This window comes from Streptomyces sp., assembly GCF_019510245.1.
GTDB lineage: Bacteria > Actinomycetota > Actinomycetes > Streptomycetales > Streptomycetaceae > Streptomyces.
Genome location: NZ_JAEKKT010000123.1, coordinates 1 through 20,926, shown reverse-complemented (window position 1 = coordinate 20,926; position 20,926 = coordinate 1). Strand labels below are relative to the sequence as shown.

Sequence of the window (20,926 nt, the reverse complement as noted above, 5' to 3'; positions counted from 1 at the left end):
GGTCAAGAGAGAGTTGACCACAACGGGCCGCATGCGCGGCCCATTCCTTTCACGCCGGTTCGAGAGGCTTGTTCATGGCCGACCACGCAACCCACGACGCCCAGGCCCGGGCCAGCCTGCACTTGCTGGTGCGGGACATCGAGCGGGTCCGCCGCCAAGTGGACGCACTACGCACGCTCACCGCCCAGTTGGGCAACGTCTACCGCCCGCGCCGATCCGGCCCGTCCACGGGCTTCGTCGTCTACGGACGCGCCCCCGCCCCGACCGTCCGTCTCGCCCAGGAACTCCGGGACAGTGTCGAAACCCTGGTCACGGCCGCCGTGGACTTCGACAGGTCGCTCGGCTTCTCGTGGGACGCGGTGGGCTCCGCGCTGGGAGTCACCAAGCAGGCGGTGCACCGCCGTTACGGCGCCCGTCGCGCCGCGGCCCAGACCACGGCCACGGCCACGGCCGATCCCGACCGGTCCACGGAACCGTCGGGCACCCGCACGATCAACGTCGGCGGCGGCCTGCCCACGGTGCCCACGGTCCCGGCCGCCCGGTCCATGCCGACCCAGCCGACCGCGGGCAGCCCCGCCCTCCGTGACGAGGCCAGGCCGACCGCCTTCCCCGGCCCGCGCAACGGCTGACACACGCAACGGCTGACGTCGGCCAGGGCCGACCCGCCCGCTCCTGCCCTCCCGGCAAGCATCCGGGAGGGCAGCCGTCTGCCCGCTCACCCAATGTCCGGCGGATCGATCCGCACCCGAACCGCCTCCCCGCCCCCGCTGCCACTCCCCCGTGCCATCCGGGCGGCCTGAGCCGACTTCAGGGCGGCGGCGAGCGCCGCCCCGCTCCCCGGCGGCACCCGCACCAGCGCCCGCTCCCAGTGCTCCCCGGGTGGCGGCGCACCCGCCCGCCGAGGCGCCCCGGCCCGCACCACGGGCACCGGAACCGGCCCCAACACCTCGGCGTCCGGCGGCAGTCCGGCCGTACCGAGGAACTCGGCGAGCGCCTCCGCCGTCCCCGAAACCGCTGCCATCCGCGACACCGGCGGAAACCCCAGCTCCGCCCGCTCGGCGAGCTCCCGCACCGCGTGGCCGACGGGGTCCCACCGCACCAGCGCCTGCACGGGCCGCAGCGTCGGCTCCGCGACGACGACCACCGTCCCACCGTCCGCCTGCGGCCGTACCAGCGCGCCCGCCGCGATCCACCGGCGCAGCGCGTCCTCACCGGCCCGCAGGTCGGGCCGTCCGAGCATCGCCCAGCCGTCCAGCAGCAGGGCCGCCGCGTAGCCGCCCTCGGCGACCGGCTCCGCACCCGGCGTACTGACGACCAGCGCGGGCGTGCCCGGCACCGTGTCCAGCACCTGCTCGCGTCCCGAGGTCCGCACGGGTACGGCGGGAAAGGCCCGCCCCAGTTCCTCTGCGGTCCGCCGGGCCCCGACCACCTGGGCGCGCAGCCGGAAGCCGCCGCACTCGGGGCAGTGCCAGTCGCTCTCCGCCCGCCCGCACCAGCCGCACCCCAGCGCCCCGGCGTCCCGCGCCTCCAGCGGACCGGCGCAGTGCCGGCAGCGCGCCGGCGCCCGGCACTGGGCACAGGCCATCCGCGGCACATACCCCCGGCGGGGCACCTGCACCAGCACCGGCCCGTGGCGCAGCCCGTCCCGGACGGCCTGCCAGGCGAGCGTCGGCAACCGTGCGGCCCGCGCGGCCTCGTCCCGCGCGAGGTCCCCGTCCCCGACCGTCCGTACCAGCGGCGCGGCCACCCGCACCTGCTCCCTGCCCGCCACCAGGGGCCGCGCCCAGCCGTTCTCCACGAGCTGCGCGGCCTCCACCGTGCAGCTCCAACTCCCGAGCAGGAACCCGCACTTGTCGAGTGCCGCACGCAGGAGCAGCACATCCCGCGCATGCGGCTGCGGCGCGTGCTGCTCGCTGTGGCTGTCGTCCCCGTCGTCCCAGATCGCGACGAGCCCGAGGTCCCGCACGGGCGCGAACATGGCCGCCCGCGTCCCCACGACGGCCCGCACCGACCCGCGGCTGACGGCGAGCCACTGCGCGTACCGTTTCTCCGGTCCGGCGTCGGCCGTGAGCAGTGCGTGCCGTCCTTCGCCCAGCACACCGGTCAGCGCGGCGTCGACCCGTGCGGCGGCCCGCCCGTCCGGTACGACGACGAGCGCGCCGCGTCCCGAGGCGAGCGTGGCGGCGACGGCCCGGGCGATCTCCTCGCTCCACCCGGGCCCGGGCAGGGCGTTCCAGACGGCGCGCGGGGCACCGCCGGAGGCCAGCGAGTCGATGAAGGCGGCCCCGTGCTCGTACCGCGACCAGCTGCCGGCGCCCGGCGCGGGCGGCGGCGGCAGCGGCTCGGGCGAAGTCCGCTTCTCGGCCCGCGCGCTGCGCGGCGGCACGGCCAGTTGCAGCACGTCCGCGAGGCTCCCCGCGTACCGGTCGGCGACCGCGCGTGCGAGCCGCAGCAGTTCCTCGCTCAGCACCGGCTCGGGCGACACCACCTGGGCCAGCGCGGCCAGCGGCCCCGAGTAGTCGGACTCGGCGAGCCGCTCGACCAGGAAGCCGTCGATGAGCCCCCCGCCTTCGCGGCGCCCGTCGCGCACCCGGTGCCGCCCGGCTCCGAACCGCACCCGCACCCGCACCCCCGGCTGCGCCTCGGCGTCCAGCTCGGCGGGCACGGCGTAGTCGAAGTAGCGGTCGAGGTGGAGCACACCCTTGTCCACGAGCACCCGCGCGACCGGCAGCCGCTCGGCCAGCGCGGCCCCGCGCCAGGTACGCGGCTTGGCCCGGGGCGCCCTGGCCTCGCGCACGCTCTCCCGGATGAGCGCGAGCTGCTCCGGCGGCGCCCCTCCGGCGCCGCCCCCCTGCTCGTTCTCGCTGCTCACCCTTGCATTCTTACCAAACGTCACTGACAACCGGCGCCGCCCGAGTTCACTCCGGCCACGGAGCGCCGTGGCGGTCCGGAACCGGCAGCAGGATTCGAACCTGCGTGGGCATCACCTGGAAGAAAGGATCCAAGGCCCGAACACCGGGCGCGCCGGTGTCCCGAGGTCAGTCCGGCAGCGGTCGGAACACACCAGCTTCACCGCGCGCCTGTGGGCGCACTCCACGGAAGTAACCGCGGCCATCGCACCGGGACGACGTCACCGTAGTGATCCCCCGGTCCCGTCGGCCAGCCGTTTTCCACTCCCCCGGACATGCCGAGGCCCGGCTCCCCCGAAAGGGAACCGGGCCTCGCGAAAGCCGGTTGCGGGGTCAGAGACCCGCGGCCGCACGCAGGGCGTCCACGCGGTCCGTGCGCTCCCAGGTGAAGTCGGGGAGCTCGCGGCCGAAGTGGCCGTACGCGGCGGTCTGGGCGTAGATCGGGCGGAGCAGGTCGAGGTCGCGGATGATGGCGGCCGGACGCAGGTCGAAGACCTCGTCGATGGCCTTCTCGATCCTCTCGTGGTCGACCTTGGCGGTGCCGAAGGTCTCGACGAAGAGACCGACGGGCTCGGCCTTGCCGATCGCGTAGGCGACCTGGACCTCGCAGCGGGCGGCCAGGCCGGCGGCGACGACGTTCTTGGCGACCCAGCGCATGGCGTAGGCGGCCGAGCGGTCGACCTTGGACGGGTCCTTGCCGGAGAAGGCACCGCCACCGTGGCGGGCCATGCCGCCGTACGTGTCGATGATGATCTTGCGGCCGGTCAGGCCGGCGTCGCCCATCGGGCCGCCGATCTCGAAGCGGCCGGTCGGGTTGACCAGCAGACGGTAGTTCTCGGTGTCGAGCTTGATGCCGTCCTCCAGCAGCGCCTTCAGCTCCGGCTCCACGACGAACTCGCGGATGTCGGGGGCGAGCAGCGACTCCAGGTCGATGTCGGAGGCGTGCTGGCTGGAGACCACGACCGTGTCGAGGCGGACGGCCTTGTCGCCGTCGTACTCGATGGTGACCTGCGTCTTGCCGTCGGGGCGCAGGTAGGGGATGGTGCCGTTCTTGCGGACCTCGGAGAGGCGCTTGGAGAGGCGGTGCGCCAGGAAGATCGGGAGCGGCATCAGGGTCGGCGTCTCGTCCGTCGCGTAGCCGAACATCAGGCCCTGGTCGCCGGCGCCCTGCTTGTCGAGCTCGTCCTCGTCGCCCTCGACCCGCTTCTCGTACGCCGTGTCCACGCCCTGGGCGATGTCCGGGGACTGCGCGCCGATCGAGACCGAGACGCCGCAGGAAGCGCCGTCGAAGCCCTTCTTCGAGGAGTCGTAGCCGATCTCCAGGATCTTGTTGCGGACCAGCGTCGCGATGTCCGCGTACGTCTTGGTCGTGACCTCGCCGGCGACGTGCACCAGGCCGGTGGTGATCAGCGTCTCGACGGCGACCCGGGAGGTCGGATCCTCGCGCAGCAGCGCGTCGAGAATGGTGTCGCTGATCTGGTCAGCGATCTTGTCGGGGTGACCCTCGGTCACGGACTCCGAGGTGAACAGGCGACGGGACACAACGCTCCCTGGGGTTGCAGCGGCTGCTGTCTGATCATTGGCGGACGACACGGGGGCTGCACCCGGGCGTCGTCCGAGAACAGTTTATCGGTCGCACTCGGCCGCCGGCCCACCTGTCTCGACACTCGGAAGTGCTGTGACCTGCGGCACGGGCATTCTGCCCAATGGTCGGCGGCCTTGACCAGAGCCCCCGCACCGCAATGTCGCGTCCGGGAAAGTTGACATATGGCTGAAATAAGTTAACCCAAACGGGCCGCCACCAGGTCCCAGACGGTGTCGGCGAGAGCCTCCTTCGGCCCGTGCGGCACCGGCGTCTCGCTGCCGTCGGCGCCGAGCACCACGGCCTCGTTCTCCTCGGAGCCGAAGGTCTTGCGTTCGCCCACCTCGTTCACCACGAGCAGGTCGCAGCCCTTGCGCGCCAGCTTGGTCCGGCCGTTGGCGAGGACGTCGTCGGTCTCGGCGGCGAAGCCGACGATCACCTGTCCGGACCGCGCCCGGTCGGCCGAGATCTCCGCGAGGATGTCCGGATTCCGCACCAGGACGATCGGCTCCGGATCCTGGCCGTCCTTCTTCTTGATCTTCCCGGCCGCGTAGACCGCGGGGCGGAAGTCGGCGACGGCGGCGGCCATCACCACCGCGTCGGCGTCGGCGGCCGCCTTCAGCACCGCTTCCCGAAGCTGTACGGCCGTACCGACCGGGACGACGTCCACGCCGGCCGGGTCGGGCAGTCCCGTGGTGTTCGCGGCGACCAGCGTCACCCGGGCGCCCCGTGCGGCGGCCGTCCGGGCGAGGGCGTAGCCCTGCTTGCCGGAGGACCGGTTGCCGAGGAAGCGGACGGGGTCGAGGGGCTCGCGGGTGCCGCCGGCGGAGACGACGACGTGGCGGCCGGTCAGGTCGGGCTCCCGCACCCCCCGGGCGAGGACGCGGCGGCAGGCCTCGAAGATCTCCGCCGGGTCGGGGAGGCGGCCCTTGCCGGTGTCGACGCCGGTGAGGCGGCCGACCGCCGGGTCGATGACGACGGCGCCGCGCCGGCGCAGCGTGGCCACGTTCTCCTGGGTGGCCGGGTGCTCCCACATCTCAGTGTGCATCGCGGGGGCGAAGACGACCGGGCAGCGGGCGGTGAGGAGGGTGTTGGTGAGCAGGTCGTCGGCGAGGCCGTGGGCCGCCTTGGCGAGCATGTCGGCGGTGGCCGGGGCGACGACGACCAGGTCGGCGTGCTGGCCGATCCGGACGTGCGGGACCTCCTCGACGTGGTCCCAGACCTCGGTGGAGACCGGGTTGCCGGAGAGGGCGGACCAGGTCGCGGCGCCGACGAAGTGCAGCGCGGAGGCGGTGGGCACGACCCGGACGTCGTGGCCCGACTCGGTGAACCTCCGCAGCAGCTCACAGGCCTTGTACGCGGCGATCCCGCCGCTGACCCCCAGCACGACCTTCGGCTTGCCCACCGGGCCTCCACTCGTCGAATCCATGACGCCATCACACACCACAGGCCCGGCAGTCGGCTGCCGGGCCTGTGGATAAGTCAACTGCAATACGAAAGTACTACTGCGCCGGACCCTCGATGGCCTCGGACGTCAGCAGGCCCGCGTTGATCTCGCGCAGGGCGATGGAGAGCGGCTTCTCGTGGACGTGGGTGTCGACGAGCGGACCGACGTACTCGAGGAGGCCCTCGCCGAGCTGCGAGTAGTACGCGTTGATCTGACGGGCGCGCTTGGCCGCGTAGATCACGAGGCTGTACTTCGAGTCGGTGGCCTCGAGGAGCTCGTCGATCGGAGGGTTGATGATGCCCTCGGGCGCGGTGATGGAAGAGGACACGCTCTGCCTTCCGATGGATGGGAAAGATTCAGTCTGAATGATCAGCAACGATCACACAACGTCCATCAAGGCTAGCAGCTCGCGCGCCACGTCCTTGACAGAGGTGTTGACCAGGGTTTCGTCGAACTCCGGCTCGGCCGCGAGCTCGACCTTGGCCGCGTCCAGACGCCGCTCGATCACCTCGGGCGCCTCGGTGCCGCGGCCGGTGAGCCTGCGCACCAGTTCCTCCCAGGAAGGAGGAGCCAGGAACACCAGCCGGCCCTCCGGCATGGTCTCGCGGACCTGCCGGGCGCCCTGGAGGTCGATCTCCAGGAGAACCGGCACACCGGCCTCCAGGTGCTCGAGGACCGCGGCGCGCGGGGTGCCGTAACGGTTGCCGGCGAATTCGGCCCACTCCAGGAGCTCGCCGTTGGCGATCAGTTTGTCCATCTCCTCGTCGGAGACGAAGAAGTAGTGGACGCCGTGCTTCTCGCCGGGGCGGGGCTTGCGCGTGGTGGCCGACACCGAGAGCCATACCTCGGGGTGCTCCTTGCGCATATGGGCGACGACCGTGCTCTTGCCGACCCCGGAGGGGCCGGAGAGCACGGTCAGCCGCGGACGATCGTCCGGGGGCTCGGGGGTCGTCCCCCGGAATGTTGCAGCCATGCAGCGATTATTCCAGCAATCGCAGGCCGTCCGGGACGGCTCTCCCGGACGGCCCCGTGATCAGGAGCCGGTGCTGCCGAACTCGCGCTCCAGGGAGGCGATCTGGTTGGAACCGAGACCACGCACGCGGCGGCTCTCGGAGATCCCGAGTCGCTCCATGATCTGCTTGGCGCGGACCTTGCCCACGCCCGGCAGGGACTCGAGCAGGGCGGAGACCTTCATCTTGCCGATGACGTCGTTTTCCTGGCCCTGCTTGATGACCTCGTGAAGAGAGGCGCCGGAGTGCTTGAGTCGATTCTTGACCTCGGCCCGCTCCCGGCGAGCCGCGGCGGCCTTTTCGAGCGCGGCTGCGCGCTGTTCAGGGGTAAGGGGCGGAAGAGCCACGCCTACGTCACCTCGGATGTCGAACTGTCGGATACGGACCGGTGAGGAACCTAGTCGCCCCACACCTGGGGAGCTACGAGCAACACGCTTGCCCGTTGACTCTGCTCGGAGACTAGCGGGCAAGTCCGCCGGAGTCAGCGAGAACAGCGGAAAAGTCCTGGTCAGCCTCCGTCAGGCCAGACATTTCAGACATAATGCCCCGGATTTGAGGATGTATTCACGATCGGGCGGGCGCCGAAGTGCTCGCCGAACCGGTCACCGGGGTCCCGTCGGAGCCCTCACCGACCTGCGACGACATCCCGGATCTCACCCGCGAACCGCTCCGCGGCCGCCCGCAGGGCCCCGACATCGGGACCGTGACGCAAAACACCTCGGCTCACGTTTGGAACCACGTTGCGCACCGCAGCCCCGAAGACCGTGGGGAGGTCGGCCGCCGTCGCCCCCTGCGCGCCGACGCCCGGTGCGAGGAGCGGACCGTTGATGTCGAGGTCGTACGACGACAGGTCGCCGACCGTGGCACCGACGACGGCGCCGAAGGAACCCAGCGGCTTCTCCCCCGCGTTCTCGGCGGCGAGATGGGCCAGCACGGTCGCGCCGACCGTACGCCCGTCGGCGCGCACCGCGTGCTGCACCTCGGGACCCTCCGGGTTCGAGGTGAGCGCCAGCACGAACAGGCCGGCCCCGCTCTCCCTGGCCAGCGCGACGGCCGGGCTGAGCGAGCCGTAGCCGAGGTACGGGGAGACGGTCAGGGCGTCCGAGAACAGCGGGGCGTCCCTGCTCAGGAAGGCCTCCGCGTACCCGGCCATGGTCGAGCCGATGTCGCCGCGCTTGGCGTCCATGACGACCAGCGTCCCGGCCGCCCGCGCCTCCTCCACCACCCGCTCGAGGACGGCGATCCCACGCGAGCCGAACCGCTCGAAGAACGCGCTCTGCGGCTTCATCACGGCGACCCGGTCGGCCACCGCCTCGACGACGGTACGGCTGAACCGCTCCAGGCCCGCCACGTCGTCGTTCAGACCCCACTCGGAGAGCAGCGAGGCGTGCGGGTCGATGCCGACGCACAGCGGACCGCGCTCGTCCATCACGCGGCGCAGCCGCGCGCCGAAGGGCTCCAGCGGGCTCATACGGTCTTCCTCACGTCGGCGCCGACCGCGTCGGCGAGGGTGGCGTACGGGCTGGTGCGCAGGCGCGCCGCGAGGCCCTTGTGGACGGCGCGGCCCCAGAAGGGCCCCTGGTAGATGAAGGCGCTGTAGCCCTGGACCAGCGTGGCACCGGCCAGGATGCGCTGCCAGGCGTCCTCGGCGTCCTCGATGCCGCCGACGCCCACCAGGGTGATCCGGTCGCCCACGCGCGCGTACAGCCGCCGCAGCACCTCCAGGGAGCGCGCCTTGAGCGGCGCTCCGGAGAGCCCTCCGGTCTCCTTCACCAGGGCGGGATCGGACCGCAGCCCGAGCCCCTCGCGAGCGATCGTGGTGTTGGTGGCGATGATCCCGTCCAGACCCAGCTCCACGGCCAGGTCCGCGACGGCGTCCACGTCCTCGTCGGCGAGGTCCGGCGCGATCTTCACCAGCAGCGGCACCCGGCGGTTGGCCGCCACGCGGTCGGCGGCCTCGCGGACGCCTGTCAGCAGCGGCCTGAGGGCCTCGGTGGCCTGGAGGTTGCGCAGGCCCGGCGTGTTGGGGGACGACACGTTCACGACCAGGTAGTCCGCGTACGGCGCGAGCCGCTCGGCCGACTTCACGTAGTCACCGACGGCCTCGGCCTCCGGTACGATCTTGGTCTTGCCGATGTTGACGCCCACGACGGTCCTGAAGACGGGCTCGCGGGTCGCCAGCCGCGCGGCCACGGTCAGCGAGCCGTCGTTGTTGAACCCCATCCGGTTGATCAGCGCCCGGTCCGCGACGAGCCGGAACAGCCGCTTCTTGGGATTTCCGGGCTGTGCCTCACCGGTCACGGTCCCGATCTCGACGTGATCGAACCCGAGCATCGACATCCCGTCGATCGCTACCGCGTTCTTGTCGAAGCCCGCGGCAAGCCCGAAGGGCCCGTGCATCCGCAGCCCGAAGGCCTCGGTGCGCAGCTCCTTGTAGCGGGGAGCCAGCGCAGCCGCGATGAACGTGCGCAGCACCGGGACACGGGCGGCGAGCCGGATCCACCGGAAGGCGAGGTGGTGGGCGGCCTCGGGATCCATCCGCCGGAAGACGAGCTGGAAGAAGATCTTGTACATGACGTCCTCATGCCGAGGGGGACACCGACATCCGGTGCCCCCCTCATAGACAGCTGGGCAAGCGCCCCTTCAGGGGCGCTGGGGGTGCCCCCGGCCGAAGGCTGGGGGAGGAACTGCGCGACCAGCCGAGACCGGCCCGCAGCCGAACCACGACCTCTCAGTCCCGCGCGGCCGTCAATCGCTCCGCATGCTCCTGCAGCGACCGCACCCCCACGTCCCCGTGGTTCAGCGCGTCGATCCCCTGCACGGCCGCCGCGAGCGCCTGCACGGTCGTCAGGCACGGCACCGACCGGGCCACCGCGGCCGTCCGGATCTCGTAGCCGTCCAGGCGCCCCCCGGTGCCGTACGGGGTGTTGACGATGAGGTCCACCTCACCGTCGTGGATGAGCTGGACGATCGTCCTCTCGCCGTTGGGGCCGACGCCCTCCGACTGCTTGCGGACGACGGTCGCGTTGATGCCGTTGCGCTTGAGGACCTCGGCCGTACCGGAGGTGGCCAGCAGCTCGAAGCCGTGGGCGACCAGCTCGCGCGCCGGGAAGATCATCGAGCGCTTGTCGCGGTTGGCGACGGAGATGAACGCGCGGCCCTTGGTGGGCAGCGGGCCGTACGCCCCGGCCTGCGACTTGGCGTACGCCGTGCCGAAGACGGAGTCGATGCCCATGACCTCGCCGGTGGAGCGCATCTCCGGGCCGAGCACGGTGTCCACACCGCGCCCCTGGATGTCCCGGAACCGCGACCACGGCATGACCGCCTCCTTCACGGAGATCGGCGCGTCGAACGGCAGCTCGCCGCCGTCGCCGCGGGCCGGCAGCAGCCCCTCGGCGCGCAGTTCGGCGACGGTCGCGCCCAGCGAGATCCGGGCGGCGGCCTTGGCCAGCGGTACCGCGGTCGCCTTCGAGGTGAAGGGAACCGTTCGGGACGCGCGCGGGTTGGCTTCGAGGACGTAGAGGATGTCCCCGGCCATCGCGAACTGGATGTTGATCAGACCGCGTACGCCGACCCCGCGGGCGATGGCCTCGGTGGAGGCGCGCAGCCGCTTGATGTCGAAGCCGCCGAGCGTGATCGGGGGCAGGGCGCACGCCGAGTCGCCGGAGTGGATGCCGGCCTCCTCGATGTGCTCCATGACGCCGCCGAGGTACAGCTCCTCGCCGTCGTAGAGGGCGTCGACGTCGATCTCGATCGCGTCGTCCAGGAACCGGTCGACGAGGACCGGCCGGGTGGGGCTGATCTCGGTCGACTCGGCGATGTACGCCTCCAGGCGGGTCTCGTCGTAGACGATCTCCATGCCCCGGCCGCCCAGCACGTACGAGGGCCGGACGAGCACCGGGTAGCCGATCTCGTCGGCGATGGCCTTGGCCTCGGTGAAGGTGGTCGCCGTGCCGTGCTTGGGGGCCGGCAGGCCCGCCTCGGCGAGCACCCGCCCGAAGGCGCCCCGGTCCTCGGCGGCGTGGATGGCCTCCGGGGACGTACCGACGATCGGCACGCCGTTGTCCTTGAGCGCCTGGCTCAGGCCCAGCGGGGTCTGGCCGCCCAGCTGCACGACCACGCCCGCGACCGGACCGGCCTGCCGCTCGGCGTGCACGATCTCCAGCACGTCCTCCAGCGTCAGCGGCTCGAAGTAGAGCCGGTCGGAGGTGTCGTAGTCGGTGGAGACGGTCTCCGGGTTGCAGTTGACCATGACCGTCTCGTAGCCCGCGTCGCTCAGGGCGAAGGACGCGTGCACGCACGAGTAGTCGAACTCGATGCCCTGGCCGATGCGGTTGGGACCGGAGCCCAGGATGATGACGGCCGGCTTCTCGCGCGGCGCGACCTCGGTCTCCTCGTCGTAGGAGGAGTAGAAGTACGGGGTCTTCGCGGCGAACTCGGCGGCGCAGGTGTCGACGGTCTTGTAGACCGGGCGTACGCCCAGCGCGTGCCGGACCTCGCGCACCACGTCCTCACGCAGCCCGCGGATCTCGGCGATCTGCTGGTCGGAGAAGCCGTGCCGCTTGGCGTCGGCGAGCAGGTCGGCGGTCAGCTCCGGCGCCCCGGCCAGCTCGTCGGCGATCTCCTTGATCAGGAAGAGCTGGTCGACGAACCACGGGTCGATCTTCGTGAACTCGAAGACCTCCTCGGGGGTGGCGCCCGCGCGGATGGCCTGCATGACGGTGTTGATCCGGCCGTCGGTGGGCCGTACCGCCTCGTGCAGCAGCGCCTGCTTGTCACCGGTCTCGCCGACGAAGGTGAACTGGCTGCCCTTCTTCTCCAGCGAGCGCAGCGCCTTCTGGAAGGCCTCGGGGAAGTTGCGGCCGATGGCCATCGCCTCGCCGACCGACTTCATGGTCGTGGTCAGTGTGGAGTCGGCCTGCGGGAACTTCTCGAACGCGAAGCGCGGGGCCTTGACGACCACGTAGTCGAGCGTGGGCTCGAAGGAGGCCGGGGTCTCCTGCGTGATGTCGTTGGGGATTTCGTCGAGGGTGTAGCCAACGGCCAGCTTCGCGGCGATCTTCGCGATCGGGAAGCCGGTGGCCTTGGAGGCGAGCGCCGAGGACCGCGAGACGCGCGGGTTCATCTCGATGACGATGACCCGGCCGTCCTCGGGGTTGACCGCGAACTGGATGTTGCAGCCGCCGGTGTCGACGCCGACCTCGCGGATGACGGCGATGCCGATGTCGCGCAGGATCTGGTACTCGCGGTCGGTCAGCGTCATCGCGGGCGCGACGGTGATCGAGTCGCCGGTGTGCACGCCCATGGGGTCGAAGTTCTCGATGGAGCAGACGACCACGACGTTGTCGTGCTTGTCGCGCATCAGCTCCAGCTCGTACTCCTTCCAGCCGAGGATGGACTCCTCCAGGAGCACCTCGGTGGTCGGGGAGAGCGTCAGGCCCTGGCCGGCGATGCGGCGCAGCTCCTGCTCGTCGTGGGCGAAGCCGGAACCGGCGCCGCCCATGGTGAACGAGGGGCGGACGACGACCGGGTAGCCGCCCAGCTCGTCGACGCCCGCGAGGACGTCGTCCATGGAGTGGCAGATGACGGACTTGGCGGACTCGCCGTACCCGATCTTCTTGCGGACCTCCTCCACGACCTCCTTGAAGAGGTCGCGGTCCTCGCCCTTGTTGATGGCCTCGACGTTGGCGCCGATCAGTTCGACGCCGTACTTGGCCAGGACGCCGTTCTCGTCGAGCGAGATCGCGGTGTTCAGGGCCGTCTGGCCGCCCAGGGTGGGCAGCAGGGCGTCCGGGCGCTCCTTGGCGATGATCTTCTCGACGAACTCCGGGGTGATCGGCTCGACGTAGGTCGCGTCGGCGATCTCCGGGTCGGTCATGATCGTCGCCGGGTTGGAGTTGACGAGGATGACGCGGAGGCCCTCGGCGCGCAGCACGCGGCAGGCCTGGGTGCCGGAGTAGTCGAACTCGGCGGCCTGGCCGATGACGATCGGGCCGGAGCCGATGACCAGGACGGACTGGATATCGGTGCGCTTAGGCACGCTGGCCCTCCATCAGGGAAACGAAGCGGTCGAACAGGTAGGCGGCGTCGTGCGGGCCGGCTGCCGCTTCGGGGTGGTACTGGACGGAGAAGGCCGGCTGGTCGAGCAGCTGCAGCCCCTCCACGACGTCGTCGTTGAGGCAGACGTGCGAGACCTCGGCGCGGCCGAACTTCGTGTCGCTGACCTTGTCGAGCGGCGCGTCGACGGCGAAGCCGTGGTTGTGGGCGGTGACCTCGACCTTGCCGGTCGTACGGTCCTGGACCGGCTGGTTGATGCCCCGGTGGCCGTACTTCAGCTTGTAGGTGCCGAAGCCGAGCGCGCGGCCCAGGATCTGGTTGCCGAAGCAGATGCCGAAGAGCGGGGTCCTGCGCTCCAGGACGGCGCTCATCAGGGCCACCGGGCCGTCGGCCGTGGCCGGGTCGCCGGGGCCGTTGGAGAAGAACACGCCGTCCGGGGAGACGGCGTACACGTCGTCCTCGGTGGCGGTCGCGGGCAGTACGTGCACCTCGATGCCGCGCTCGGCCATCCGCTGCGGGGTCATGCCCTTGATGCCGAGGTCGATGGCGGCGACGGTGAACCGCTTCTCGCCGACCGCGGGGACGACGTACGCCTCCTTGGTGGCGACCTCCTCGTACAGCGAGGCGCCCTTCATGTGCGGCTGGGCCTGCACGCGCGCGAGGAGCTCGGCATCGGTGGCGATCGCCTCGCCGGAGAAGACGCCGGCGCGCATCGAGCCGCGCTCGCGCAGGTGGCGGGTGAGGGCGCGGGTGTCGATCCCGGAGATGCCGACCACGCCCTGCGCGACCAGTTCCTCGTCCAGCGAACGCTTGGCGCGCCAGTTGGACGGCACGCGCGCGGGGTCGCGCACGACGTAGCCGGAGACCCAGATGCGGCTGGACTCGTCGTCCTCGTCGTTCCACCCCGTGTTGCCGATCTGCGGGGCGGTGGCGACCACGATCTGGCGGTCGTACGACGGGTCGGTCAGGGTCTCCTGGTAGCCGGTCATGCCGGTGGAGAACACGGCCTCGCCGAAGGTCTCCCCCACGGCCCCGTAGGCGCGGCCGCGGAAGATCCGGCCGTCCTCCAGGACGAGTACGGCGGGAACCTTGCCGGTTCCCCTGGTGGAGGTCGTCATCGTTCGGCGCCTTCCGTGCTGGGTGTCTTGGTCATGGAGTTGATGGCGTCGACCCACTCGGTGTGCTCGGCCGCCTGGTCGGAGCGGAAGCCGGAGTCGATCAGCCGGTCGCCGAGCTGCCAGGTCACCACGAGGAGTCCGCCCTCGGTGAGGACCTTGCCCGCGATGCCCTTGCCGAGCAGGGCCTCGCGGAGCGCGTCGGCGGGGATGAAGAAGTCGGTCGCGCCGGGGCGTACGACGTCCAGGCCCGCGTCGGTCAGGGTGAGCTCGACCCGGCTGCGGGAGCCGAGGCCGCGGGCCACGATGCGGTCCAGCCACTGTCCGGCGGTGGTGGAGCCGTGGTAGCGGCCGCTCATCGCCAGTCTCACGGCACCGGGGTCGTCCGGCGCGCTGGGCAGCTCCGGGAGATCGCCCTGGAGGGTGCCGCGCCACTTCCAGCCCTCGCGCATCAGCCAGTAGACGAGTGCGACGAACAGGGCGAGGCCGACCAGCCAGCCGATGCGGGCGGACCAGTCGGTGACCGCGGCCGACTTCTTCTCGTCGGCCAGCAGGATCAGAGGTGTCACGTCAGCTTCCCGTCCACGAGCGTCGCCTTGCCCCGCAGCCACGTGTGGGTGACACGGCCCGGCAGCTCGCGTCCCTCGTACGGGGTGTTGCGGCTGCGCGAGGCGAAGCCCGCGGGGTCCACCAGGCCACGGTATTCCGTGTCGACCAGGGTGAGGTTGGCGGGCTCGCCTGCCGAGACGGGGCGGCCGTGACCGGCGGCCTGTCCGATCCGCGCGGGCTTGACGGACATGCGGTCGGCGACGCCGGCCCAGGTCAGCAGGCCCGTGTCCACCATGGTCTCCTGGACCACCGACAGCGCGGTCTCCAGGCCCACCATCCCCATGGCGGCCGCGGCCCACTCGCAGTCCTTGTCCTCGTGCGGGTGCGGGGCGTGGTCGGTGGCGACGATGTCGATCGTGCCGTCCGCGAGGGCCTCGCGCAGCGCCAGGACGTCCCGTTCGGTGCGCAGCGGCGGGTTGACCTTGTAGACCGGGTTGTACGAGCGCACCAGCTCGTCGGTGAGGAGCAGGTGGTGCGGGGTGACCTCGGCGGTGACGTCGATGCCGCGGGACTTGGCCCAGCGCACGATCTCGACGGAGCCGGCGGTGGAGAGGTGGCAGATGTGGATGCGGGAGCCGACGTGCTCGGCGAGCAGTACGTCGCGCGCGATGATCGATTCCTCGGCGACGGCGGGCCAGCCACCGAGCCCCAGCTCGGCGGAGACGACGCCCTCGTTCATCTGGGCGCCCTCGGTCAGCCGGGGCTCCTGGGCGTGCTGGGCGACGACCCCGCCGAAGGCCTTCACGTACTCCAGGGCGCGGCGCATGATCACGGCGTCGTCGACGCACTTGCCGTCGTCGGAGAAGACGGTGACCCCGGCGGCCGACTCGTGCATGGCGCCGAGCTCGGCGAGCTTCTTGCCCTCCAGGCCGACGGTGACCGCGCCGATGGGCTGCACGTCGCAGTAGCCGTGCTCCCGGCCGAGCCGGTAGACCTGCTCGACGACGCCGGCCGTGTCGGCGACCGGGAAGGTGTTGGCCATGGCGAACACGGCCGTGTAGCCGCCGCTCGCCGCCGCGCGGGTGCCGGTGAGGACGGTCTCGGAGTCCTCGCGACCGGGCTCGCGCAGGTGGGTGTGCAGGTCGACCAGGCCGGGCAGCAGCAGCTTGCCGGCGGCCTCGACGACGTCCGCGCCCTCCGCGGACAGCCCCGAGCCGACCGCCTCGATGGTCTCGCCGTCGATCAGGACGTCCTGCGGCTCACCGCCGAGCACCTTCGCACCACGGATCAGGATCTTGCTCATGGGTGTTACTTCTCCTCGGTGGTGCGGGCGTGGCTGACGGCGGGTTCGTTGCCGCCCAGCAGGAGGTACAGAACGGCCATCCGGATGGAGACTCCGTTTGCGACCTGCTCGACGACGGTGCAGCGCTCGGAGTCGGCGACCTCGGCGGTGATCTCCATGCCGCGGACCATCGGACCGGGGTGCATCACGATGGCGTGCTCGGGCATCTTCGCCATGCGCTCGCCGTCGAGGCCGTAGCGCCGCGAGTACTCGCGCTCGGTCGGGAAGAACGCCGCGTTCATGCGCTCGCGCTGGACGCGGAGCATCATCACGGCGTCGGACTTGGGGAGGACGGCGTCGAGGTCGTACGACACCTCGCAGGGCCAGCGCTCGACGCCGACCGGCACCAGGGTGGGCGGGGCGACCAGGGTGACCTCGGCGCCGAGCGTGTGCAGCAGGTCGACGTTGGAGCGGGCGACCCGGCTGTGCAGGACGTCGCCGACCAGGGTGATGCGCTTGCCGGCCAGGTCCTGCCCTATCCCGGCGTCCCGGCCGACCAGGCGGCGGCGCATGGTGAAGGCGTCCAGGAGAGCCTGGGTGGGGTGCTGGTGGGTGCCGTCCCCGGCGTTGATGACGGCCGCGTCGATCCATCCGGAGTTGGCGAGCCGGTAGGGCGCTCCGGAGGCGCCGTGCCGGATGACGACGGCGTCGACGCCCATCGCCTCCAGGGTCTGGGCGGTGTCCTTCAGGGACTCGCCCTTGGAGACGCTGGACCCCTTGGCGGTGAAGTTGATGACGTCGGCGGAGAGGCGCTTCTCGGCGGCCTCGAAGGAGATCCGGGTCCGGGTCGAGTCCTCGAAGAAGAGGTTGACGACGGTGCGGCCGCGCAGGGTCGGCAGCTTCTTGATCGGCCGGTCGGCGACCCGGGCCATCTCCTCGGCGGTGTCGAGGATCAGGACGGCGTCGTCGCGGGTGAGGTCGGCGGCCGAGATGAGATGACGCTGCATCTGTCAGGCTCCGTAAGGAAGTTCACATATCGGGAGATTACGGGCAGGCGTGGGCGCACCGGGGTGGCGCGGGTCCGTCGACCTGCTACGGGGTCGGCTTCGCGCCGAGCAGCACGGTGTCGCGACCGTCCTCCTCGGCGAGCAGGACCTTGACCGTCTCCCGCAACGACGTGGGGAGGTTCTTGCCGACGTAGTCGGCGCGGATGGGCAGTTCGCGGTGGCCGCGGTCGACGAGGACCGCCAGCTGGACCGCACGGGGGCGCCCGATGTCGTTCAGGGCGTCGAGGGCGGCGCGGATGGTGCGGCCGGAGAAGAGCACGTCGTCGACGAGGATCACGAGTCTGCCGTCGATGCCGTCACCGGGGATCTCGGTGCGGGCCAGCGCACGCGGCGGGTGCATGCGCAGGTCGTCGCGGTACATGGTGATGTCGAGCGAACCGACGGGCATCTTGCCGTCGGTGATCTGCTCCAGCTTGGCGGCGAGCCGCTGGGCGAGGAAGACGCCACGGGTCGGGATGCCGAGGAGCACCACGTCGTCGGCGCCCTTGGCGCGCTCGACGATCTCGTGGGCGATGCGGGTCAGGACCCGCGCGATGTCCGGGCCCTCGAGAACGGGCCGCGCATCGGAAGCCTGCGCCGCGGCGTCGGGCTTTTCCTGCTGGTCGGGCTTTTCCTGCTTGTCCATACGAAACGGACCCCCTTCTCCGCCTCACGGGACGGACCTTAAAGGACGTCGGATTTGCGCCATCCACCGTAGCAGGTGACCGAGAGGCCCCTGATCACCCCCCTGGCCCAATCGGTCGCCGCCACCACGGAAGAGTCGGTGCGGACCATTCGGCTTGACGCAGCAGAGTAACGCTGCGTAACCTCACAGTGAGTTACCAGCCGCGCGGCGGGAACCAAGGCCGGCCGCGTCGACACAGTGTCCGGGGAGCTATATGTCCAGCGAATACGCCAAACAGCTCGGGGCCAAGCTCCGGGCCATCCGCACCCAGCAGGGCCTTTCCCTCCACGGTGTCGAGGAGAAGTCCCAGGGTCGCTGGAAGGCTGTGGTGGTCGGTTCGTACGAGCGCGGCGACCGTGCCGTGACCGTACAGCGCCTTGCAGAGTTGGCGGATTTCTACGGGGTCCCCGTGCAGGAGCTGCTGCCTGGCACGACCCCCGGCGGTGCCGCCGAGCCCCCGCCGAAGCTGGTCCTCGACCTGGAGCGGCTGGCCAACGTGCCGGCCGAGAAGGCGGGACCGCTGCAGCGCTACGCGGCGACGATCCAGTCGCAGCGCGGTGACTACAACGGCAAGGTGCTGTCGATCCGCCAGGACGACCTGCGCACACTGGCCGTCATCTACGACCAGTCGCCCTCGGTCCTCACCGAGCAGCTGATCAGCTGGGGCGTCCTGGACGCGGACGCCCGCCGCGCGGTGGCCACCCACGAAGAGGCCTGAGCCTTAAGAACGACTGAGCAGAAACGTCTCTACCAGGGGCGGGGCCATGGGCTCCGCCCCTGGTGCGTTGTCCGGCCGCCCTCGGCACAAAACCGACAGCCCGATTCCCGTCTCCCGTGGCCCCCTCGTGTGCCACGATCCTGCGAGCTGCATCGATGACGGAGCGGGGGGTGGTCATGTCCGTGAGTGACCAGCGGGACGAGGTGCTGGACGCGCTGGTGGCCCTGGTCCGGGACGGCACGCGGGCCATCTCGGCGAGGAGGCGGCAGAGCAGTACATACGGTCCGCCGGGTGGCCGGTGGACCAGGACGAGGCGCACCGTCTCGTGGGGTTCGGCCTGCGCCATGTCCGGCACGGGATCCCCTCCACGGGCTACCTGGTGGCCAGGCTGCTGATGGCCCTGTCCGAGGAACGCTGGGGCCGGGGCATCGGCTCCCCCTGGTGGTCGGCTGCCGACCTGCTGGTGGAGGCCGTACGGCTCGACCTCGTCGACCGGCCCAGCGGCAGACGGCTGCGGCTGGCCTGTGCCGTCGCCGACGCACAGATCGACGCTCTCCGGCAGTCGGGCGACCTCGCCGAACTGGCCGAGACCATGTTCGCGGCCGGGATCCTCCGGGTCCATCCGCACATCGCCGGGCCGGTGCTGGACGATGCCCTCGCCATCCGGGAGCGGCAGCTCCGCGGCCGGCTGCGCAGCCGTCTGTTCGGTACCGATCCCGTCGGCGAGGACCCCGACGACCTCGACGCCCTGCCCCACCCCGTGGACGCCGCGCTGGAGGCGCTGCCCTTTCTCTACGGCGCTGCGGGCCTGAGCCGCGGGCACGAACGGGCACGCTGCCTCAACGCGGTGAACGAGGCGCTGGCCGTCCTCATGAACGAACCCGAGGCCGGCGACTGGCTGTTCGGCTGTGCGTTCCGGCCGGACCTGAACGGCGATCCCGCGCCGTTCAAGGAGGCGAGCATCGGGATCAAGCTGGACGCACCGGGCGGTGCCCGGCCGCCCGTGGCGCTCGCCCTGTCCCCCGACACGGCGAGCGCGGCCGGCGGGAACAGCAGCTTCCGGATCGCCCTGTCGGTACCGCTCGGCGTGGCGGAGCCCTCCGTGGAGTACACGGCGGAGGGCGCGAGGGAGAAGCGGTACATCACCGCGTACGGCCTGGGGAGCGACAACCCCGAGTGGGTGCTGCGGGAGCAGGCGGGGCATCCGCTCGACGGGGACGTGCTGCTCGCGGTGGTGGTGTGCGTGCCCGCGGGCGTGTCCGTGGTGGCCGAGGTCGTCGTGGCGGCGTCGCTGCGGAGGTGGAAGGTCCTGCGCAGCCGGGCGGAGCTGCCGCCGCGGCTGCACACGATCGATCTGGCGGCACGCGCTCCGCGGGCGCTGCCCGGCGGTCCGGCCGGGGCGCTGTCCCCGCGAGCGGGCCAGTAGCCGCCAGGGGCCCGCGGACGGATCCGCGGGCCCTGTCATGGCTGTCGTCGCCCGGAGGGCCTCAGACGCCGTCCCGGCGCAGTGACGGCTTCAGCTCCTTCAGACGCCCCAGGAGCCCGTTCACGAACGAGGGTGACTCGTCCGTGGAGAACTCCTTCGCGAGCTGCACCATCTCGTCGAGGACGACGGCGTCCGGGGTCTCGTCGACCCAGATCAGCTCGTACGCGCCCAGGCGCAGGATGTTGCGGTCGACGACCGGCATCCGGTCCAGAGTCCAGCCGACCGCGTACTGGGCGATCAGCTCGTCGATACGCGTGGCGTGCTCGGCGTAGCCCTCGACCAGTTGCATCGTGTACTCGCTCACCGGCGGCTGCCGGGTGTCGTCCCGGGAGAGCCGGATCCAGTCCGCGAGGACGGTCAGGACGTCGGCCCCGCGCTGGTCGCCCTCGAAGAGGATCTGGAAGGCACGCTTGCGGGCCGTGTTGCGGGCAGCCACGGTTAGCTGTTCACCCGGCCGAGGTAGTCGCTCGTGCGGGTGTCGACCTTGATCTTCTCGCCGGTCGTGATGAAGAGCGGGACCTGGATCTGGTGGCCGGTCTCCAGGGTGGCCGGCTTGGTGCCGCCGGTGGAGCGGTCGCCCTGGACGCCCGGCTCGGTCTCCTGGATGGTCAGCTCGACGGCGGCGGGGAGCTCGACGAAGAGCACCTCGCCCTCGTGCTGGGCGACGACGGCCGTGAAGCCCTCGATCAGGAAGTTGGCGGCGTCGCCGACGGTCTTCCGGTCGATGTGCAGCTGGTCGTACGTGTCCATGTCCATGAAGACGAAGTACTCGCCGTCCATGTACGAGAACTGCATGTCGCGCTTGTCGACAGTGGCCGTCTCGACCTTGACGCCGGCGTTGAAGGTCTTGTCGACCACCTTGCCGGACAGCACGTTCTTGAGCTTGGTGCGCACGAAAGCGGGGCCCTTGCCGGGCTTGACGTGCTGGAACTCGACGACGGACCAGAGCTGGCCGCCTTCGAGCTTGAGCACCAGGCCGTTCTTGAGGTCGTTCGTGGAAGCCACGGTTGCGGAATCTCCTGGACTGACGTGGACGACCC

At 71.1% G+C, this 20,926-nt stretch carries 19 protein-coding genes; 3 read left to right on the top strand and 16 right to left on the bottom strand.

The features are described 5' to 3' along the window. Positions 1–74 precede the first annotated feature (74 nt). A complete protein-coding gene (locus JF597_RS12515) occupies positions 75–629 on the top strand; it encodes a hypothetical protein (RefSeq protein WP_293993225.1) in 555 nt (184 codons plus the stop codon). A gap of 86 nt (positions 630–715) precedes the next feature. Here the strand turns inward: JF597_RS12515 and JF597_RS12510 are convergent, their stop codons facing one another. From JF597_RS12510 to pyrR, 14 genes are all read right to left on the bottom strand, one after another. Next, entirely contained in the window at positions 716–2,872 is a 2,157-nt protein-coding gene (locus JF597_RS12510; RefSeq protein WP_293993223.1) for a primosomal protein N', read from the bottom strand. A gap of 370 nt (positions 2,873–3,242) precedes the next feature. Next, positions 3,243–4,451: a methionine adenosyltransferase gene (metK, locus tag JF597_RS12505; protein WP_293993221.1), complete on the bottom strand. Its 1,209-nt coding sequence runs from the start codon at positions 4,449–4,451 to the stop codon at positions 3,243–3,245. 239 nt (positions 4,452–4,690) lie between these two features. Beyond that, complete coding sequence (coaBC, locus tag JF597_RS12500) at positions 4,691–5,920, bottom strand: bifunctional phosphopantothenoylcysteine decarboxylase/phosphopantothenate--cysteine ligase CoaBC (RefSeq protein ID WP_293993219.1); 1,230 nt, start codon at positions 5,918–5,920, stop codon at positions 4,691–4,693. A 73-nt stretch (positions 5,921–5,993) separates the two neighbouring features. Continuing rightward, positions 5,994–6,266 (bottom strand): DNA-directed RNA polymerase subunit omega, encoded by a 273-nt coding sequence (gene rpoZ, locus JF597_RS12495; RefSeq protein WP_005319902.1) that lies wholly within the window; start codon positions 6,264–6,266, stop codon positions 5,994–5,996. A gap of 51 nt (positions 6,267–6,317) precedes the next feature. After that, positions 6,318–6,911, bottom strand: a complete 594-nt coding sequence (gmk, locus tag JF597_RS12490) for a guanylate kinase (protein WP_293993169.1) — start codon at positions 6,909–6,911, stop codon at positions 6,318–6,320. A 60-nt stretch (positions 6,912–6,971) separates the two neighbouring features. Then, positions 6,972–7,295: an integration host factor gene (locus JF597_RS12485; protein WP_003977346.1), complete on the bottom strand. Its 324-nt coding sequence runs from the start codon at positions 7,293–7,295 to the stop codon at positions 6,972–6,974. A 278-nt stretch (positions 7,296–7,573) separates the two neighbouring features. Next, positions 7,574–8,419: an orotidine-5'-phosphate decarboxylase gene (gene pyrF / locus JF597_RS12480; protein ID WP_293993142.1), complete on the bottom strand. Its 846-nt coding sequence runs from the start codon at positions 8,417–8,419 to the stop codon at positions 7,574–7,576. After that, positions 8,416–9,522, bottom strand: coding sequence for a quinone-dependent dihydroorotate dehydrogenase (locus JF597_RS12475; protein WP_293993138.1), 1,107 nt, complete (start codon positions 9,520–9,522; stop codon positions 8,416–8,418). Before JF597_RS12475 ends, pyrF begins: the two co-directional genes overlap by 4 nt. A gap of 157 nt (positions 9,523–9,679) precedes the next feature. Continuing rightward, positions 9,680–12,988 carry a carbamoyl-phosphate synthase large subunit gene (gene carB, locus JF597_RS12470; RefSeq protein ID WP_293993136.1) on the bottom strand — a complete coding sequence of 1,103 codons (3,309 nt, stop codon included), beginning with the start codon at positions 12,986–12,988 and terminating at the stop codon, positions 9,680–9,682. Beyond that, the gene (gene carA, locus JF597_RS12465; protein ID WP_293993133.1) at positions 12,981–14,123 is read right to left on the bottom strand and encodes a glutamine-hydrolyzing carbamoyl-phosphate synthase small subunit; all 1,143 of its coding nucleotides are present in this window, start codon (positions 14,121–14,123) and stop codon (positions 12,981–12,983) included. Before carA ends, carB begins: the two co-directional genes overlap by 8 nt. Continuing rightward, positions 14,120–14,689 carry a hypothetical protein gene (locus JF597_RS12460; protein WP_293993130.1) on the bottom strand — a complete coding sequence of 190 codons (570 nt, stop codon included), beginning with the start codon at positions 14,687–14,689 and terminating at the stop codon, positions 14,120–14,122. The genes carA and JF597_RS12460 overlap by 4 nt, the downstream gene beginning before the upstream one ends. Beyond that, on the bottom strand, positions 14,686–15,972 hold the full coding sequence (locus JF597_RS12455) for a dihydroorotase (RefSeq protein WP_293993127.1): 1,287 nt from the start codon (positions 15,970–15,972) through the stop codon (positions 14,686–14,688). Before JF597_RS12455 ends, JF597_RS12460 begins: the two co-directional genes overlap by 4 nt. Positions 15,973–15,977: 5 nt before the next feature. Next, positions 15,978–16,958, bottom strand: coding sequence for an aspartate carbamoyltransferase catalytic subunit (locus JF597_RS12450; protein WP_046726572.1), 981 nt, complete (start codon positions 16,956–16,958; stop codon positions 15,978–15,980). An 85-nt stretch (positions 16,959–17,043) separates the two neighbouring features. Continuing rightward, on the bottom strand, positions 17,044–17,643 hold the full coding sequence (gene pyrR / locus JF597_RS12445) for a bifunctional pyr operon transcriptional regulator/uracil phosphoribosyltransferase PyrR (RefSeq protein ID WP_293993124.1): 600 nt from the start codon (positions 17,641–17,643) through the stop codon (positions 17,044–17,046). A 253-nt stretch (positions 17,644–17,896) separates the two neighbouring features. Between pyrR and bldD the strand changes: the two genes are divergently transcribed. Together bldD and JF597_RS12435 are read left to right on the top strand one after the other, a co-directional pair. Further along, positions 17,897–18,400, top strand: a complete 504-nt coding sequence (gene bldD / locus JF597_RS12440) for a transcriptional regulator BldD (protein WP_293993121.1) — start codon at positions 17,897–17,899, stop codon at positions 18,398–18,400. 298 nt (positions 18,401–18,698) lie between these two features. Then, positions 18,699–19,826: a hypothetical protein gene (locus JF597_RS12435; protein ID WP_293993119.1), complete on the top strand. Its 1,128-nt coding sequence runs from the start codon at positions 18,699–18,701 to the stop codon at positions 19,824–19,826. Between the two features lie 61 nt (positions 19,827–19,887). Here the strand turns inward: JF597_RS12435 and nusB are convergent, their stop codons facing one another. Together nusB and efp are read right to left on the bottom strand one after the other, a co-directional pair. Then, the gene (nusB, locus tag JF597_RS12430; RefSeq protein ID WP_293993116.1) at positions 19,888–20,322 is read right to left on the bottom strand and encodes a transcription antitermination factor NusB; all 435 of its coding nucleotides are present in this window, start codon (positions 20,320–20,322) and stop codon (positions 19,888–19,890) included. A gap of 2 nt (positions 20,323–20,324) precedes the next feature. Beyond that, positions 20,325–20,891 carry an elongation factor P gene (efp, locus tag JF597_RS12425; RefSeq protein WP_046726575.1) on the bottom strand — a complete coding sequence of 189 codons (567 nt, stop codon included), beginning with the start codon at positions 20,889–20,891 and terminating at the stop codon, positions 20,325–20,327. Positions 20,892–20,926: the final 35 nt, after the last annotated feature.